Origin of the sequence: Amycolatopsis sp. NPDC051045, from assembly GCF_040682955.1 — a bacterium.
GTDB lineage: Bacteria > Actinomycetota > Actinomycetes > Mycobacteriales > Pseudonocardiaceae > Amycolatopsis.
On the sequence record NZ_JBFBCC010000005.1, the window covers coordinates 66,780 to 83,721 of the forward strand.

Sequence of the window (16,942 nt, forward strand, 5' to 3'; positions counted from 1 at the left end):
ATGGCCGACGAGGAGACGCTGCGCGAGCACCTCAGGTGGGTCACGACCAATCTGCACCAGACGCGCCGGCGGCTGCAGGCGGTCGAGGACGCCGAGCAGGAGCCCATCGCGATCGTCGGCATGGGGTGCCGGCTGCCCGGCGGCGTCCGGTCGCCGCAGGACCTGTGGGACCTGGTCGCCGCGGGCACCGACGCCGTGACCGGCTTCCCGGAGAACCGCGGCTGGGACCTCGACGCGCTCCGCGACCCCGATCCCGACCGGCCGGGCACCTCGCACACCGCGTCCGGCGGCTTCCTGCACGACGTCGCCGACTTCGACGCCGGGTTCTTCGGCATCTCCCCGCGTGAGGCGCTCGCCATGGACGCCCAGCAGCGGCTGCTGCTGGAGACGACCTGGGAGGCCATCGAACGCGCACGCATCGACCCGGCTTCGCTGGCCGGCTCGGAGACCGGCGTCTTCGTCGGCAACACCGGGCAGGACTACGCGAACCTCATGCGCGGCGCCGGCGAGAGCGTCGAAGGGCACCTGCTCACCGGCACCGCCACCGCCGTCGTCTCCGGACGGCTCTCCTACTTCCTCGGCCTCGCCGGCGCCGCCGTCACGGTCGACACCGCCTGCTCGTCTTCGCTCGTCGCGCTGCACTGGGCGTGTCACGCGCTTCGCCGCCGCGAGTGCTCCCTCGCCCTCGCCGGTGGCGTGACCGTGTTGTCCACCCCGGCGGCGTTCGTCGCGTTCAGCCGGCAGCGCGGCCTGGCCCCCGACGGCCGCTGCAAGTCCTTCGCCGGCGCCGCCGACGGCACCGGCTGGGGCGAAGGCGCCGGCATGCTGGTGCTGGAACGGCTGTCCGACGCCCAGCGCCACGGGCACCCGGTGCTCGCCGTGGTCCGCGGCTCGGCGATCAACTCCGACGGCGCGTCCAACGGCCTGACCGCGCCCAACGGGCCCGCGCAGGAACGCGTGATCACCGAGGCGCTGGCCAGCGCGCGGCTCTCGGCGAAGCAGGTCGACGCGGTCGAGGCGCACGGCACCGGCACCACCCTCGGCGACCCGATCGAGGCGCAGGCGCTGCTGGCCACCTACGGCCGGGCCCGCACGGGCGACGATCCGCTGTTCCTCGGGTCGCTGAAGTCGAACGTGGGCCACACCCAGGGCGCCGCCGGGGTCGCCGGGGTGATCAAGATGGTGATGGCGATGCGGCACGGCGTCCTGCCGCGGACGCTGCACGTCGACGCGCCGACTCCGCACGTCGACTGGGCGTCCGGCGGGGTCCGGCTGCTCACCGAGGCCCGGCCGTGGCCGGAGACCGGCGAACCGCGCCGCGCGGGTGTGTCCGCGTTCGGCATGAGCGGCACCAACGCCCACGCGATCCTCGAAGCCGCGCCGGACGCCGAGGAGCCGGAAGCGTCCGCTGTGGCGACGCCGGTGCCGTGGGTGCTGTCCGCGCGGACCCCGCAGGCGCTCAAGGCGCAGGCCGCCGCGCTGGCCGGGCACGACCACGGCAACCCGGCCGACATCGGGTTCTCCCTGGTCACCACCCGCACGGCGTTCCCGCACCGCGCGGTGGTCGTCGGCGACGACCTCGCCGGAGGTCTCACCGCGCTCGCCGAAGGTGTTCCCGCGGCGAACGTGATCGTGGGGGAGGCCGGGGCGCCGGGCAAGGTGGCGCTGGTGTTCCCGGGGCAGGGTTCGCAGTGGGCCGGGATGGCGCTGGAGCTGGCGGAGTCTTCGCCGGTGTTCGCGGCCCGCTTGGACGAGTGCGGCTCGGCACTCGGGTCCTTTGTGGACTGGTCGTTGCGCGAGGTGCTGGCCGATGTGGAGGCGCTGAGCCGGGTTGACGTGGTGCAGCCGGCGTTGTTCGCGGTGATGGTCTCGCTGGCGGAGTTGTGGCGGTCGTTCGGTGTGGTGCCGGACGCGGTGGTCGGGCATTCGCAGGGTGAGATCGCGGCCGCCGTGGTCTCGGGGGCGCTGTCCCTCGAGGACGGTGCTCGGGTGGTGGCGCTGCGGAGCAGGGCGATCCTGGCGTTGGCCGGTGGCGGCGGGATGGTGTCGATCGCGGCCGGTCTGGAAACCGTCGAGGAGCGCCTGACCGAAGGCGTCTCGGTTGCCGCCGTCAACGGGCCGACGGCCGTGGTGGTCTCCGGTGCGCCGGAGGCTCTGGACGAGTTCATGGCGGCTTGTCGTGCGGACGACATTCGCGTGAAGCGGGTGCCGGTGGACTACGCGTCGCACTCGCCGCAGGTGGAGCAGCTACGCGACGAGCTCCTCGACGTCTTGGCCCCGATCACCCCGCAGCCAGGGGAGACCGCCTTCATCTCGACGGTGACCGGCGAGTGGGCCGACGGGTCCACATTGGACGCGGAGTACTGGTACACGAACCTGCGCGGCACGGTTCGGCTGGACACGGCGGTCGAGCGGCTGAAGAACGAGGGTTTCGGCACGTTCGTCGAAGCGTCGCCACACCCGGTGCTCACGATGGCGATCGGCGAGGATGTCGTTGCGCTGGGGAGTCTGCGCCGGGACGACGGCGGTCTGGCCCGGTTCCACACGGCCCTTGCCGAGGCGCATGTTAACGGCGTAGACGTCGACTGGACTCCGGCCTTCCCGGGCGCGCGCCCGGCCGACCTCCCCACTTACGCCTTTCAGCGCGAACGCTTCTGGCCCGACGTGGTCGCCGACGCGGGCGACGCGGGCGCGCTCGGTCTCAGCGCCACCGGGCACCCGCTGCTGGGCGCGGCCGTGGCGCTGGCCGCCGGCGACGGTCTCGTGCTCACCGGCCGCGTCTCCCCGCAGGCCCAGCCGTGGCTCGCCGACCACGCCGTGCAGGGCACGATCCTGGTGCCCGGCACCGCCTTCCTCGAACTCGCCGTCCAGGCGGGCGACCGCGCCGGCTGCGGCACGGTCGAGGAGCTCACCCTCGAAACGCCGCTGACCCTGCGCGCCCGCGACAGCCGCGCGCTGCAGGTCTGGGTGGGGGCGGCCGACGAGAGCGGCCACCGCGCGATCGAGGTGCACTCGCGGCGCGACGAGGACGACCCCTGGACCCGCCACGCCGCCGGCGTCCTCGCCCCCGGCACGCCCGACGCCGGGTTCACCCTGGACTCCTGGCCGCCCGAGGGCGCGGCCAGGATCGACCTCGACGGCTTCTACGAGGGTCTCCACGCGGCGGCGGGCTACGGCTACGGACCCGCCTTCCAAGGCCTGCGCTCGGCGTGGCGGCGCGGCGAGGAGATCTTCGCCGAGGTCGAACTGCCCGAGACGCGGGACGCGGCCCGCTTCGGCCTGCACCCGGCCCTGCTCGACGCGGCCCTGCACCCGCTCGCTCTCGTGTCCACAGCGGACGGACAGGCGCGGCTGCCGTTCGCCTGGACGCGGGTCGCCCTGCACGCCACCGGGGCGTCCGCGCTCCGCGTCCGGCTGACCCGCCGCGGTCCCGACGAAATCACGGTCGAGGTCGCCGACCCGGCCGGCGCCCCGGTCGCTTCCGCCGAGTCCTTGGTCTTCCGCCCGCTGCCCGCCGGTGGCCTGGACCGGTCCGCCGACGACCGGTCCGCCGACGACCTGTACGTCGTCGAGTGGACCGAAGTCCCGGAAGCCCCCGGCATCGAGGCCGTCTTCGAACCCCTCACCGGTGCGCCGGTCCACCACGTTCTCGGCCTCGTCCAGGACTGGCTCGCCACCGAACGCGCCGAAGTCCTCGTCTTCGTCACCAGCGGCGCGGTCGCGGTCCACGAGGGCGAAGCGCCGGACCCGGACCTCGCCGCCGCGTGGGGTCTGGTGCGCTCGGCGCAGTCGGAGCACCCCGGCCGGTTCGCGCTGCTGGACACCGACGATCCGGACCACCCGGTCGTCCCGCCCGAGCCGCAGTCGGCGGTCCGCGACGGGCGTGTGTTCGTGCCGCGGCTGGCCCGCGCCACCGTCACCGGGGAGGCCGCCGGCTGGGGTGACGGCGCCGTGCTGGTGACCGGCGCTTCGGGTGTCCTCGGCGGGCTCGTGGCCCGGCACCTCGCGCGGGAACACGGGGTCCGGCAGCTGGTGCTGCTCAGCCGCCGCGGCGCGGAAGCGCCCGGCGCGGACGGACTCGCCGACGACCTCGCCGCCGCGGGTACCGAAGCCGTCTTCGCCGCCTGTGACGCGGCCGACCGCGACCGGCTGGCCGAAGTGCTGGCCGCGCATCGTGTTTCCGCCGTCGTGCACGCCGCGGGCGTCCTCGACGACGGCGTCGTCGAGGCCCTCACCCCGGCGCGGCTGGCCGCGGTCCTGCGCCCGAAAGCCGACGCCGCCCGCAACCTCGACGAGCTGACCACCGACCTCGCCGCCTTCGTGCTGTTCTCGGCCGCCGCCGGCACGACCGGGGGCAGCGGGCAGGGCAACTACGCCGCCGCCAACGCCTACCTCGACGCCCTCGCCCAGCGGCGGCGCGCGGCCGGGCAGCCGGCCGTGTCACTCGCCTGGGGCCTGTGGGCCGAGGCCAGCGGGATGACCGGGCACCTCGACGACCGCGCGCGGGACCGGCTCGGCCGCTCCGGCGTGCGCCCGCTGGACTCCGCGCAGGGGCTCGCGTTGTTCGACCGGGCCGTCGCCGCGGGCCCGGCCGCGCTGGTCCCGATCGCTCTCGACGCGGCCGCACTGCGCCGCCAGGCCACCGACGGCACCGTCTCGCCGCTGTTCCGCGGGCTCTTCCCGCCGTCGGTCCGGCGCACCGCCGCGGCCGGCGGCCACCGGCCGGCGGAGCTGTCCGAAGAGGGGCTGCTCGACCTGGTCCGCACGCAGGTGGCGGCCGTGCTCGGGCACGCGTCGGCGCAGGCGATCGACCCGGCCCGCGCGTTCAAGGACCTCGGGTTCGACTCGCTGACCGCGGTCGACCTGCGCAACCGCCTCGCCGCGGCCACCGGCCTGCGGCTGCCCGCGACGCTGGTGTTCGACCACCCGACCCCGGCGGTGCTCGCCGCCCACCTCGCCGGGCGGACGGCCCGGACCGCCGTCACGAAAAAGGCCGAGGCCGACGAGCCGATCGCGATCGTCGCGATGAGCTGCCGGTACCCGGGTGGCATCGCCTCCCCGGACGACCTCTGGCAGCTGGTCGCCGAGGGCCGCGACGCCGTTTCGGCGTTCCCCGCCGACCGGGGCTGGCCCGAGCGTGACCTCTTCGACGACGACCCCGCCCACCGCGGGACGTCCTACGCCCGCGAAGGCGGGTTCCTCTACGACGCCGCCGATTTCGACGCCGAGTTCTTCGGCATGTCGCCGCGCGAAGCGACCGCGACGGACCCGCAGCAGCGGCTGCTGCTGGAAGTCGCGTGGGAGGTGTTCGAGCGCGCCGGCATCGTGCCGGACGCGGTGCGCGGCAGCCGGACCGGCGTGTTCGCCGGCGTGATGTACCAGGACTACGCCACCCGGCTGCAGAACGTCCGAAGTGGATTGGAGGGTTACGAGGGCTACCTCGGCAACGGCAGCGCCGGCAGTGTCGCCTCCGGCCGGATCGCCTACGCCTTCGGCCTCGAAGGCCCGGCGATCACCGTGGACACGGCGTGCTCGTCGTCGCTGGTGGCGCTGCACCTGGCGTGCCAGTCGCTGCGGCAGGGCGAGTGCGACCTGGCGCTGGCCGGCGGGGTCACGGTCCTGTCGACGCCCGCGCTGTTCGTCGAGTTCAGCCGCCAGCGCGGGCTCGCGGCCGACGGCCGGTGCAAGTCGTTCGCGGACGCCGCCGACGGCACCGGCTGGGGCGAAGGCGCCGGGCTCCTGCTGGTGGAACGGCTGTCCGACGCCCGGCGCCACGGTCACCCCGTACTCGCCGTCGTCCGCGGGACGGCGGTGAACTCCGACGGCGCGTCCAACGGCCTCACCGCCCCCAACGGCCCGGCCCAGCAGCGGGTGATCCGCCAGGCTTTGGCGAACGCGGGGCTGCCGGCGTCCGAAGTGGACGCCGTCGAGGCGCACGGCACCGGCACGACCCTCGGTGACCCCATCGAGGCGCAGGCGCTGCTGGAAGCCTACGGCCAGGACCGCTCGAGCCCGTTGTGGCTGGGGTCGCTGAAGTCGAACATCGGCCACACGCAGGCGGCGGCCGGCGTCGGTGGCGTCATCAAGATGGTGATGGCGATGCGCCACGGCGTGCTACCGCGGACGCTGCACGTCGACGCGCCTTCGTCGCACGTGGACTGGTCGGCCGGGTCGGTGGAGCTGCTGACCGAGGCCCGCGAGTGGGCCTCCGGCGACCGCCCGCGGCGGGCCGGGGTGTCGTCGTTCGGGGTGAGCGGCACGAACGCACACGCGATCCTGGAGGCGTCTGACGCACCGAACGCCCCATCGGGGCGCTCGGGGGCGGCGGTGCCGTGGGTGCTGTCGGGGGGGACGGCCGGGGCTCTGCGGGCGCAGGCCGGTGCGCTGCTCGGCCGGGCAGCTGAGCTCCCGGCCGCGTCGATCGGGGCGGCGCTGGTGAAGGCTCGGTCGCTGTTCCGGCACCGCGCGGTCGTGGTCGGCGAGGATCTCACCGGTGGTCTTGCGGCACTCGCGGAAGGTGTTCCCGCGTCGAATGTCGTCGTGGGGGAGGCGGGTGCGCCGGGCAAGGTGGCGCTGGTGTTCCCCGGTCAGGGTTCGCAGTGGGCCGGGATGGCTCTCGAACTCGCGGATGCCTCGCCGGTGTTCGCGGCTCGTCTCGACGAGTGCGCGGCTGCCTTGGAGTCCTTTGTGGACTGGTCGCTGCGTGAGGTACTGGCCGATGCGGAGGCGCTGAGCCGGGTCGATGTGGTGCAGCCGGCGTTGTTCGCGGTGATGGTCTCGCTCGCGGAGTTGTGGCGGTCGTTCGGTGTCGTGCCCGATGCCGTGGTGGGGCATTCGCAGGGTGAGATCGCGGCCGCGGTGGTGTCGGGCGCGTTGTCGCTGGAGGATGGCGCTCGGGTGGTGGCCTTGCGGAGCAGGGCGATCCTGGCGTTGGCCGGTGGCGGCGGGATGGTCTCGGTGGCGGCGCCCTTGGCCACCGTTGAAGAGCGGCTGATCGACGGAATCTCGATCGCGGCGGTGAACGGCCCGACGGCCGTGGTGATCTCCGGTTCACCGGAAGCCCTGGACGAGTTCATGGCGGCCTGCCGTGCGGACGACATTCGCGTGAAGAGGGTGCCGGTGGACTATGCCTCTCACTCGCCGCAGGTGGAGCAGCTACGCGACGAGCTCCTCGACGTCTTGGCCCCGATCACCCCGCAGCCAGGGGAGACCGCCTTCATCTCGACGGTGACCGGCGAGTGGGTTGACGGGTCCACATTGGACGCGGAGTACTGGTACACCAACCTGCGCAGCACGGTCCGGCTGGACACGGCGGTCGAGCGGCTGAAGAGCGAGGGTTTCGGCACGTTCGTCGAAGCGTCGCCACACCCGGTGCTCACGATGGCCATCGGGGAGGACGTCGTTGCGCTCGGGAGTCTGCGCCGGGACGACGGCGGCCTCACCCGCTTCCACACCGCGCTCGCCGAGGCGCACGTCAACGGCGTGCAGGTCGACTGGACTCCGGCCTTCCCCGACGTGCGCCCGGCCGACCTCCCCACCTACGCCTTCCAGCGGGAGCGGTACTGGCTCGACGTCCCGGAGGCCGAGCCCGTCCCCGCCGACCCGGCCGACCAGCGGTTCTGGGAGGTCGTCGGCGACCAGGACGTCCCGGCGTTCGCCGGCGTTCTCGACCTCGCCGAGGACGCCCCGCTCGACGCCGTCCTGCCCGCGCTCGCGAAGTGGCGCAGCCGCCGCCGCGACGAGGCCACCACGGACTCCTGGCGCTACCGGATCGCCTGGCGCCCCGTCGCCGCGCCACCAGCGCGCCTCACCGGCCGCTGGCGAGTCGTCGGAGCCGGCGACGACGTCCAAGCAATCTTGACCGCGCACGGCGCCGAGATCGTCGAGGACGACGAAGACCTGGCCGGTGTCGTGGCCGTCCGCCCGGACGCCGCGACCGCCCTCGAACTGACCCGCGTCGACGCCCCGCTCTGGCTCCTGACCGAGGGAGCCGTGGCCACCGGGCCGGAGGACAACGCCCCCGACCCCGTGCAGGCCCGGGTGTGGGGCCTCGGCCGCGTCGCCGGGCTCGAGCACCCCACCCGCTGGGGTGGGCTGGTCGACCTGCCGCCCACCCTCGACGAAACCACCGGGGCCCGGCTGGCCGCCGTGCTGGCCGGGACCACCGGCGAGGACCAGGTGGCCCTGCGCGCTTCCGGCGTGTTCGCCCGGCGGCTCGTCCACGCCGAGACCGGGGAACCCGCTCGCCGCTGGCGGCCCGAAGGCACGGTGCTCGTCACCGACGTCGACGGCTACGCGGCCGTCCGGCTCGCCCGCTGGCTGATCACCCGGGGCGCCACCCGGATCGTGCTCGCCGCGGCGGCCCTGCCCGGCGTGGAAACCCTGCGCGGGCACGACGCCGAAGTGGTCGAGGCGCCTTGCGACGTCGCCGATCGCGCCCAGCTGGCCGCGGTGCTCGAAGCGCACGGTCCGGTGCGGTCGGTGTTCCACGCCGCCGCCGTCACGGACCTGGCGCCCCTCGCCGAAACCGGCCCGGAGCTCCTGGACCGGGCGTGCCGGGTGAAGGCCGACGCCGCCGACCACCTCGATGCCCTGCTCCCGGACGGCCTCGACGCCTTCGTCCTGTTCTCCTCCATCGCCGCCGTCGTCGGCAGCGGTGCCCACGGCGCCTACGCGGCCGCGAACGCCCATCTCGACGCGCTCGCCGAGCGCCGCCGGGCCCGCGGGGCGGCCGCGACGTCGATCGCCTGGGGCGTCTGGGACGCCGAGGAAGGTGTCGACCGCGCCCGGCTGGCGGCCGAGGGCGTCCCGCCCCTCGACCCGGACCTGGCGCTGACCGCGCTCGGCCGGGCCCTCGACCTCGACGACACCACCGTGGTCGTGGCCGACGTCGACTGGCCGCGCTTCGCCCCGGCCTTCGCCGCCGCCCGCACCCGGCCGCTGCTCGCCGAGATCCCGGAAGCCGTCGAGGAACCGGCGCCGTCGACCTCCGGCTTCGCCGCGGAACTCGCCGGGCTGAGCGCGCCGGAAGCCCGCCGCGTGCTGACCGGCCTGGTCCGCGCGCAGGCCGCGGCCGTGCTCGGCCACGCCTCCCCGGCCGCGGTCGACGTCGAACGCGCCTTCTCCGAACTCGGCTTCGACTCGCTGACGGCGGTCGAGCTGCGCACCCGGCTGGCCACCGCGACCGGCCTGCGGCTGCCCGCGACGCTGGTGTTCGACCACCCGACGGTCACCGTCCTCGCCGGGTACCTCGGCGAACTGCTCGGCGGCGGCCGGGAAACCGCCGACGAGCGGCCGGTCGCCGCGAACGCGGACGAGCAGCGTCAATTCGGGGGTGCGACCCCCGAACCCCGCCCGAGGGGCTCCGCCCCCACGGACCCCCCGGAGGCGGTGGCGATCGTCGGAATCGGCTGCCGTTTCCCGGGCGGGGTCCGCTCGCCGGAGGACCTCTGGCGGCTGGTCGCCGCGGGCGGCGACGGCATCACGCCGTTCCCGGACGACCGCGGCTGGGACCTCGAAGAGATCTACGACCCGGAGCCCGGAGCCACCGGCAAGAGTTACGCCCGGGAGGGCGGCTTCCTCGCCGACACCACCCGCTTCGACCCCGGCTTCTTCGGGATCTCGCCGCGGGAGGCGCTCGCCATGGACCCGCAGCAGCGGCTGCTGCTGCAGACGTCGTGGGAGGCGTTCGAACGCGCCGGGCTGGACCCGGCGTCGGTGCGGGGCGAGCGGATCGGCGTGTTCGCCGGCACCAACGGCCAGGACTACCCGGCCCTGCTGGAGCGCTCGACCGAGTCCCTGGAAGGCCACGCCGGCGTCGGCAACGCCGCCAGCGTCGTCTCCGGCCGGTTGTCGTACGTGTTCGGGCTGGAAGGCCCGTCGCTGACGGTGGACACGGCGTGTTCGTCGTCGCTGGTGGCGTTGCACCTGGCGGTGCAGGCACTGCGGCGCGGCGAGTGCTCGATGGCGCTGGCCGGCGGGGCGACCGTGATGGCGACCCCCGGCATGTTCGTCGACTTCAGCCTCCAGCGCGGCCTCGCCGCGGACGGCCGGTGCAAGGCGTTCGCCGAGGCGGCCGACGGCGCCGGGTTCTCCGAAGGCGCGGGCATGCTGCTGGTGCAGCGGCTGTCCGACGCGCTGCGCGAGGGCCGCCGCGTCCTCGCCGTGGTACGCGGTTCGGCGGTGAACTCGGACGGCGCGTCCAACGGCCTGACCGCGCCGAACGGCCCGTCGCAGCAGCGGGTCATCCGGGCGGCGCTGGCGGACGCGGGCCTTGCTCCGTCCGAAGTGGACGCCGTCGAGGCGCACGGCACCGGGACGACCCTGGGCGACCCGATCGAGGCGCAGGCGTTGCTCGCGACCTACGGCCGGGACCGGGACGAACCGCTGTGGCTGGGTTCGATCAAGTCGAACCTCGGGCACACCCAGGCCGCGGCCGGGGTCGCGGGCGTGATCAAGATGGTGATGGCGATGCGGCACGGCGTCCTGCCGCCGACGCTGCACGTCGACGCGCCTTCGTCGCATGTGGACTGGGCGGCCGGTGCGGTCGAGCTGCTGACCGAGTCCCGGGACTGGACCCCCGGGCGGCCCCGGCGGGCCGGGGTGTCGTCGTTCGGCATCTCCGGCACCAACGCGCACACGATCCTCGAAGAGGCGCCGGCCGTCGTGGCCGAGGAACGCGAACCGGTCCCCGGGCCGGTGCCGTGGGTGCTGTCCGGGCGGACCGAAGCCGCGCTGCGTGACCAGGCCGCCGCCCTCACCGCGGTCGACGGCGCCCCGGCGGACGTCGGGTTCTCGCTGGCCACGGCCCGCTCGCGGTTCCCGTACCGCGCGGTGGTGGTCGGCGCGGAGCACGACTCCCTGACCGCCGTCGCGGAGGGCAGGCCCGCCGGGAACGTGGTCACCGGGGTCGCCGGTGCCCCGGGCAAGGTGGCTCTCGTCTTCCCGGGCCAGGGTTCGCAATGGGCCGGGATGGCGCTGGAACTCGCGGACTCCGCACCGGTGTTCGCGGCCCGGTTGGCCGAATGCGGCTCGGCCCTGGAATCCTTTGTGGATTGGTCCTTGCGGGATGCCCTGGCCGATGCGGAGGCGTTGAGCCGGGTCGATGTGGTGCAGCCCGTGTTGTTCGCGGTGATGGTGTCGCTGGCCGAGTTGTGGCGCTCGTTCGGTGTCGTGCCGGACGCGGTGGTCGGGCACTCGCAGGGCGAGATCGCCGCGGCCGTGGTGTCCGGTGCGCTCTCCCTGGAAGACGGCGCCCGGGTCGTGGCGTTGCGCAGCAAGGCGATCCTCGCCTTGGCCGGTCGTGGCGGGATGGTGTCGGTCGCGGCACCCCTGGGCACCGTCGAAGAACGCCTCACGGACGGGATCTCGATCGCGGCGGTCAACGGCCCGGCCGCGGTCGTGGTGTCCGGCGAGCCCGCAGCCCTGGACGAGTTCGTCGCAGCCTGCGAAGCCGGCGGCCTGCGCGCGAAGCGGGTGCCGGTGGACTATGCGTCGCACTCCGCGCAGGTGGAACAGCTCCGTGCCGAGCTCCAGGACGTCCTCGGCCCCATTGCTCCGCGCGAAGCGGCCACGGCGTTTTTCTCCACGGTGACCGGCGAATGGGCCGAGGGGTCCACTTTGGATGCGGAGTACTGGTACACGAACCTGCGCGAGACGGTCCGCCTCGACATCGCGGTCGAGCGGCTGAAGAGCGAGGGGTTCGGCACGTTCGTGGAGGCTTCGCCCCATCCGGTGCTGACCATGGCGATCGGGGAAGACGTCGTCGCGCTGGGCTCGCTCCGCCGCGACGACGGCGGGCTCTCCCGCTTCTACACCGCCCTCGCCGAGGCGCACGTCAGCGGGGTGCGGGTCGACTGGACCCCCGCTTTCCCCGGCGCCCGGTTCACCGACGTCCCCACCTACCCCTTCCAGCAGGAGCGGTACTGGCCGCAGTGGACCGCGGTCACCGCGGGAGACGCCGGCGGCCTCGGCCTCACCGACGCCGGGCACCCGCTGCTCGGCGCGGCCGTGGCCGTCGCGGGCACCGGCACCACGCTGCTCACCGGACGGCTGTCCCTGAGCACTCACCCGTGGCTCGCCGACCACGCGGTCGGCGACACCGTGCTGTTGCCGGGCACCGCGTTCGTCGAGCTCGCCGTGCGGGCGGCCGACCAGGTCGGCTGCGCGACCGTCGAAGAGCTGACCCTGCAGGCGCCGCTGGTGCTGCCCCGCCGCGGCGGCGTCGCCGTCCAGGCCCGGGTCGAAGCCGCCGACGAGCACGGCCGCCGCGCGGTGACCGTCCACTCGCGGCTCGGCGACGACCTCGACTGGACCCAGCACGCCGAGGGAGTGCTGGCCATCGGCGCCGAGCCGGGCACGGCCCTCACCGCGTGGCCGCCCGCCGGCGCGGAACCGCTGCCGGTCGACGGCCACTACGACACCCTCGCCGGTCACGGCTACCGCTACGGCCCGGCGTTCCAGGGCCTGCGCGCGGCCTGGCGGCACGGCGACGACCTCTACGCCGAGGTCGTCCTGCCCGACGAGCAGCGCGCCGAAGCGGCTCGCTACGGCCTGCACCCCGCCCTGCTCGACGCGGCCCTGCACCCGATCGGCCTGACCAGCGCCCAGGCCGGCGCCCGGCTGCCGTTCGCGTGGACCGGCGTCCGGCTGTACGCGACCGGGGCCACCACGCTGCGGGTCCGCCTCGGTGCGCTCGGCGCGGACGGCGTCTCGGTCGCCGTCGCCGACGAGACCGGCGCGCCGGTCGCTGCCGCGGAATCCCTCGTCATGCGGCCGATTTCGGCCGGGCAGCTGGCGGCCGCCGCGGACCACGGCGCCGACGCCCTGTTCACCCTCGCCTGGCCGCGGCTCGACGTCGAACCCGCAGCCCCGGCCGTGCCCCTCGGCGAACCCGGGCCGGTCGCCTACACCGAGTGCCGCGGTGACGTGACGGCCGAGGCGCTCGAGACCGTGCAGGACTTCCTGGCCGGAGCGCCCGACGGGCGGCTGGTGCTGGTCACCGAGTCGGCCGTGGGGGAGGCGCCCGCCGACCCCGCCGCGGCGGCCGTCTGGGGTCTCGTGCGTTCGGCCCAATCGGAACACCCGGGCCGGTTCGTCCTCTTGGACGTCGACACCCCGGAGGACATCGCCACCTGGGCCGGTGCGGCGGCCGCTTCGGGGGAACCGCAGCTGGCGTTGCGCGACGGCGAACTCCACGTACCCCGCCTGGCGCGGGCGACCCCGCCCGCCGAGGCACACACCTGGGACCCGGACGGGACGGTTCTCGTCACCGGCGCGAGCGGCGTGCTCGGCGGCCTGCTCGCCCGGCACCTGGTGACCGTCCACGGCGTCCGCCACCTCCTGCTGCTCAGCCGTAGCGCACCCGGCGTCGCCGAAGAGCTGACCGCCGCCGGGGCGTCGGTGACCGCGCTCGCCTGCGACGTCGCCGACCGGGCCGCCCTCGAAGACGCCTTGGCGCACATCCCCGCCGAGCACCCGCTCACGGCGGTGGTGCACGCCGCGGGCGCGCTCGACGACGGCGTCCTCGAAGCACTGACGCCGGAGCGGCTGGACACCGTCCTGCGGCCCAAGGCCGTGGCCGCGCGGCACCTGCACGAACTCACCGCGCACCTCGACCTCGACGCGTTCGTCCTGTTCTCCTCCTTCGCGACGACGATGGGCGGCGCGGGCCAGGCCGGCTACTCCGCGGCCAACGCCTACCTCGACGCCCTCGCCCAGCACCGCCACGGCCGGGGCCTGGCCGCGACTTCGCTCGCGTGGGGGCTGTGGGAGGCGCGCAGCGGCCTGACCGCGCACCTCGGCGACGACGACGTCTCGCGGCTCGGCCGGTCGGGCGTCCGCGCCCTGCCCACCGACCGCGCGCTGCGGCTGTTCGACCTCGCTCTCGGGACCGGCGAGCCGCTGCTCATGCCGGTCGCGCTCGACCTGGCCGCCTGGCGCGCCCGGGCCGAGGTCCCGGCGCTGCTGCGCGGGCTGGTGCGGACGCCGGCGCGGCGGACCGTGCGCGACGGCGTCCCGGCCGGACCCGGGCTGGCCGAGCGGCTCGCCGGCCTGCCGGAGGCCGAACAGTTCCGCGTCGTCGACGAGGTCGTGCGCGCCCAGGTCGCGGCCGTGCTCGGGTACGCCTCGGGCCACGCCGTCGAAGCCGGCCGCGGCTTCCTCGACCTCGGGTTCGACTCGTTGACCGCGTTGGAGCTGCGCAACCGGCTCAACGCGGTGACCGGGCTGCGGCTGCCCGCCACGCTGATCTTCGACTACCCGAACCCGGACGCGCTCACCAAGCACCTGTGCGCCGAGCTGCCCGCGGAGGGGGCGACGGTCGTCCTGCCCGTCCACGCCGAGCTGGACCGGTTGACCGCGGTGCTCGCCGCGACCGAGCCCGGCGCCGGCGAACGCGACCTCATCACCGAACGCCTGCGCGAGCTGCTGGCCCGGTGGACCGCGACCGACGACCGCCGGGAGGAACCCGGCACGGAACTGGCCGACGCCACCGCCGAGGAGATCTTCGAGCTCCTCGACGACGAACTGGGGATGTCCTGAATGTCGAACGAACAGAAGCTCCTGGACTACCTCAAGCGGGCCACGGCCGATCTGCGCGAGGCCCGGCGGCGGCTGAAGGAGAACGAGGACCGCGCGCAGGAGCCGGTCGCCATCGTCGGCATGAGCTGCCGGTTCCCCGGCGGCGTCCGCACCCCCGAACAGCTGTGGGACCTGCTGGAAGCCGGGGAGGACGCGGTCGGGGCCTTCCCCGCCGACCGCGGCTGGGACCTGGCGGCGCTCTACGACGCCGACCCCGGCAGCGCGGGCACCAGCTACACCCGGGAGGGCGCGTTCCTGCACGACGCGGCCGACTTCGACGCCGGCTTCTTCGGGATCTCCCCGCGTGAGGCCCTCGCCATGGACCCGCAGCAGCGGCTGCTCCTGGAAGTGTCGTGGGAGGTGCTGGAACGGGCGGGCATCGACCCGGCGTCCGTGCGCGGCGAAAAGGTCGGCGTCTACGCCGGGGTGATGTACTCCGACTACGCGGCCCGGCTGCTGCTCGCGCCCGAGGTGTTCGCGGAGTTCGAGGCCCATCTCGGCAACGGCAGTGCGGGCAGCGTCGCGTCCGGCCGGATCGCCTACACCCTCGGCCTCGAAGGTCCCGCGGTCACCATCGACACCGCCTGCTCGTCGTCGCTCGTGGCCCTGCACCTGGCCTGCCAGGCCGTCCGGCTCGGCGACTGCTCCCTGGCCCTGGCCGGCGGGGTGACGGTGATGGCCACGCCGGGCACCTTCACCGCGTTCAGCCGTCAGCGCGGCCTGGCCGCCGACGGCCGCTGCAAGCCCTTCGCCGACGCCGCCGACGGCACCGGCTGGGGCGAGGGCGCCGGGATGCTGCTCGTCGAACGCCTTTCCGACGCGCGCCGCCACGGGCACCCGGTGCTCGCTGTCGTCCGCGGCTCCGCGGTCAACCAGGACGGCGCGAGCAGCGGCTTGACCGCGCCGAACGGGCCGTCGCAGCAGCGGGTCATCCGCGCCGCGCTGGAGCGCGCCCAGCTGTCGGCCGAGCAGGTCGACGCGGTCGAAGCGCACGGCACCGGCACCACCCTCGGCGACCCGATCGAGGCGCAGGCGCTGCTGGCCACCTACGGCCGCGGCCGCGCGGCCGACCGGCCGCTGCTGCTCGGCTCGGTCAAGTCCAACCTCGGGCACACCCAGGCCGCGGCCGGGGTGGCCGGGATCATCAAGTCCGTCCAGGCCATGCGCCGGGGCCTGCTGCCCCGGAGCCTGCACATCGACGCGCCGTCGTCCCAAGTGGACTGGAGTGCCGGGGAGGTCCGGCTGCTCACCGAGGCGACGCCGTGGCCGGAAACCGGGCAGCCGCGGCGGATCGGCGTCTCGTCGTTCGGGGTCAGCGGGACCAACGCGCACGTGATCCTGGAGCAGGTCCCGGAGGAACCCGCTCCGCCGGCGCGGGCGGCTTCGGGCGCGGTGCCTTGGGTGTTGTCGGCCGGTTCTTCCGAAGCTTTGCGGGCGCAGGCAGCGGCGTTGCTGGACCACGTCGGCGATCCTGCCGACATCGGGTTCTCGCTGGTGAAGTCCCGGGCGCTGCTCAGTCACCGCGCGGTGGTCACCGGGGACGGCGGGCTCGCCGCCCTTGCCTCCGGCTCGGCGAGCTCGGCCCTGGTCACCGGGGAAGCCTCGGTCCGCGGCAAGGTGGCCCTGGTGTTCCCGGGGCAGGGTTCGCAGTGGGCCGGGATGGCGCTGGAGCTGGCGGAGTCTTCGCCGGTGTTCGCCGCCCGGCTGGACGAGTGCGCGACGGCCCTGGGGTCCTTTGTGGATTGGCCGTTGCGCCAGGTGCTGGCTGATGCGGAGGCGTTGGGCCGGGTCGATGTGGTCCAGCCGGCCTTGTTCGCGGTGATGGTGTCGCTGGCGGAGTTGTGGCGGTCGTTCGGCGTCGTGCCCGACGCCGTGGTCGGCCATTCTCAGGGTGAGATCGCGGCCGCGGTGGTGTCGGGTGCCCTGTCGCTCGAGGACGGCGCTCGGGTCGTGGCGTTGCGCAGCAAGGCGATTCTCGCGCTGGCCGGTCGCGGTGGGATGGTGTCGGTGGCGGCACCTCTTGCCACCGTCGAAGAGCGGCTCACGGGCGGGTTGTCGATCGCCGCCGTGAACGGTCCCGCCGCGGTGGTGGTCTCCGGCGAGCCGGGGGCTCTCGACGAGCTGGTCGCGGCTTGCGAAGCCGACGGGGTTCGCGCGAAGCGGGTGCCGGTGGACTACGCCTCGCACTCGGCGCAGGTCGAGCAGCTGCGCGAGGAACTCCTCGAGGTGCTCGGCCCGATCACGCCTCGATCGGCGGAGACATCCTTCATCTCGACGGTGAGCGGGGAGGGGATCGACGGCTCGGCGCTGGACGCGGAGTACTGGTACACGAACCTGCGCAGCACGGTGCGGCTGGACTCCG

Annotated in this window: 2 protein-coding genes (1 of these 2 running past the window's edge); both read left to right on the top strand. The window is 74.7% G+C overall.

Annotated features, from left to right (window positions below):
* Positions 1-14,541: an SDR family NAD(P)-dependent oxidoreductase gene (locus AB0M80_RS14325; protein WP_364563786.1), complete on the top strand. Its 14,541-nt coding sequence runs from the start codon at positions 1-3 to the stop codon at positions 14,539-14,541.
* Positions 14,542-16,942: the 5' end (the start) of a type I polyketide synthase gene (locus tag AB0M80_RS14330; protein ID WP_364563789.1), read on the top strand. It continues 12,713 nt past the right edge of the window; 2,401 of the gene's 15,114 nt are visible here — the first part of the coding sequence; the start codon lies at positions 14,542-14,544; its stop codon lies off the right edge, out of view.